Source organism: Jatrophihabitans lederbergiae (genome assembly GCF_031845305.1).
In the GTDB taxonomy this organism is placed as follows: Bacteria; Actinomycetota; Actinomycetes; order Mycobacteriales; family Jatrophihabitantaceae; genus Jatrophihabitans_A; species Jatrophihabitans_A lederbergiae.
The window spans coordinates 1-1716 of record NZ_JAVREH010000147.1 but is presented as its reverse complement, the minus strand read 5'-3'; the positions used below and the strand labels follow the sequence as shown (position 1 = coordinate 1716).

Genomic DNA, 1716 nt, shown 5'->3' with positions numbered 1-1716 from the left:
GTGGTCCTGCGCACCGACGACCCGCTCGCCCGACGCGACACCCTGCACCTGCGCGACCTTGCCGATCGGCGGTGGTTCCAACTGCCTGAGGGAACCGATTCCCTCTGGCGCGCCTACTGGAACGGCACTCGCTCAAACGGCACTCGCTCAAACGGCACGGTGCCGACCGATGGGCTGCGGGATGGTCCGGTGGTGCGCACCGTCCACGAGTGCCTGCAGGCCGTTCTCTGGAACGGCACGATCGGGCTGAGCCCCCTCGCTCACGCGCTACCCGACGGCCTGACATCCATTCCACTGGCCGACATGCCACCCAGCCACCTCGTCGTCGCCTGGAACAGCACCAACGCCAACCCGCTCGTCCACTCGTTCGCACACCTCGCCGCAGCCACCTACCGCTCAGCACCCTGAGCGAACACCCCGACCGCGGATCCCAGCGGGACCTATCAAGATCACGCTGCAGGAGCGGCTCGTCAGCTGCCAACATCGGCAACCTGAAGAAGACTATCGACATCGCGCTCACTTGACGCCGCCGTCATTGGGGGCGAATAGCGGCGTAGGGTGGATACTCTCGGCTATGGTTTCTCTCACGCAGGTCCTCGGCTTGGCGCTGGCATGTGGACTGCTCATCGCCGTCCCCGGACCCAGCGTGCTGTTCGTCATCGGCCGCGCTCTCAGCCACGGCCGCCGTACAGTCCTGGCCAGCGTCCTGGGCAACAGCGCCGGCTCGTACTTCGCCGCCGTCTGCATCGCACTCGGCCTGGGCCCTCTGCTACAGCGCTCAGAGCTGTTCTTCTCGGCCATCAAGTTCGCCGGGGCGGCCTACCTGGTGTGGTTGGGCGTGCAGGCTATTCGCCACAGCGCCGCCTCTTCGCTGACCTCCGCGGCGTCTGCCACGCCACCGGACACCTGGCGCGCGGTGCGCACCGGCGTGGTGGTCGGCGTCACCAATCCCAAGGTGTTCATCATCTTCGCCGCGATCCTGCCGCAGTTCGTCAACCGAGATGCTGGTCATGTCAGCCGCCAGATGCTGGTGCTTGCCCTGGTGCCGCTGACGGTGGGGTTGGTCACCGACACCGCGTGGGCGTTAGCCGCCGGTCGAGCCCGCGTCTGGCTGTCCAGTACGCCTGGGCGCGCCCGTGCCATCACGCGCCTGGGAGGCCTGTCGATGATCGGCTTGGACGCGTCCGTGGCCATGACCGGGCGTTCGGACTGACGTCCGCATCAAACCTGCCGGTGCCCGGACCGACGATCGATCTGACCGCTCGTGTGATGCGGCGAAAGCATCCGGCTGCTCCGGCGCTGGCACGGGCAACATCCGCAACGGCACCAGAGGGAAGACGGTGCTCACCGAAGCGAGTGGGCAGGTCGAGATCGACGTCCCCCGGGATCGGGCGACCACATTCGAGCCGCAGATCGTAAAGAAGCGGCAACGACGGCTCAACGGGGTCGACGAGGCCGTGCTGTCCCCGTTAGCGAGATAGACCCCGCTGTCACGGATTTCCTTTCGGTCTCGGCTATTGAGGTGGACACCTGACCACCGTCGTTGACCGACACGCGAACAGCCTGAGCGAGCCCTGCCGCTGATGGTTCTCTAGGCGACGGATGGGAGAAGTCGTTGAGCCGCTGTTCGACGGCCTTGGTGCGAGCGCATCTCGGTCAGTGTGTCCGCCCAGCGAACGATGGTGCGCTCCTGGAGTGGATGCGGTCCTGCGTGCG

At 66.6% G+C, this 1716-nt stretch carries 2 protein-coding genes and 1 pseudogene; all 3 read left to right on the top strand.

Annotated elements, in window-relative coordinates:
• Nucleotides 1-408 (top strand): LysR substrate-binding domain-containing protein (locus RM423_RS24610; protein WP_311425672.1); only part of this gene is annotated, 408 nt, incomplete at its 5' end.
• A 166-nt stretch (nt 409-574) separates the two neighbouring features.
• A complete protein-coding gene (locus RM423_RS24605; protein ID WP_311425671.1) occupies nt 575-1213 on the top strand; it encodes a LysE family translocator in 639 nt (212 codons plus the stop codon).
• A 7-nt stretch (nt 1214-1220) separates the two neighbouring features.
• Nucleotides 1221-1478, top strand: a pseudogene (locus RM423_RS24600) (transposase); the annotation flags it as partial.
• Nucleotides 1479-1716 lie beyond the last annotated feature (238 nt).

What these genes read in the sequence shown, in the direction of transcription:
- RM423_RS24605 (WP_311425671.1), top strand. Translation starts at nt 575, where the DNA reads ATGGTTTCTCTCACGCAGGTCCTCGGCTTGGCGCTGGCATGTGGACTG.